Source organism: Pseudomonas panipatensis, assembly GCF_900099785.1.
GTDB classification, from domain to species: domain Bacteria; phylum Pseudomonadota; class Gammaproteobacteria; order Pseudomonadales; family Pseudomonadaceae; genus Pseudomonas; species Pseudomonas panipatensis.
On the sequence record NZ_FNDS01000001.1, the window covers coordinates 849784 to 850239 of the forward strand.

1 protein-coding gene is annotated in these 456 nt (G+C 67.5%); it reads right to left on the bottom strand.

From position 1 onward, the window contains the following. Positions 1-122 precede the first annotated feature (122 nt). Positions 123-456, bottom strand: a 334-nt coding sequence (locus tag BLQ74_RS04145) for a methyl-accepting chemotaxis protein (protein WP_244507137.1), incomplete at its 5' end; no start/stop codon positions are given.

The window sequence follows — 456 nt, forward strand, 5'->3', positions numbered from 1 at the left end:
CACGATGGGTATCGCTGCGCTCAACGCCATCCTACGTCCCCGGCCGTCTTGCCGTGCCGCAGCTTAGGATGGGTTGAGGAACGAAACCCATGCGGTGCCGGCGGGCGATGGGCGCCAGCGCGTTACACGCGGAAGCCGCCCATCAGCTGTTGCTGGTGGTTGGCCAGTTCGTTCAGCGACTGGCTGATCTGCGCCGATTCCTGGGCCTGGCCGGAGAGCGATTCGGTGACGTCGCGGATGCCCGCCACGTTGCGGTTGATCTCTTCGGCCACCGCGCTCTGTTCCTCGGCGGCGCTGGCGATCTGCAGGTTCATGTCGTTGATCACCCCCACCGCCTCGCCGATCCGCTGCAGCGCGGCCACCGCCTGTTCGACCTGGCTGACGCTGCCCTGGGCCTGCTGGTGGCTGCTGTGCATGGCGCCGACCACATCGCGCGTGCCCTGTTGCAGGCCTTCG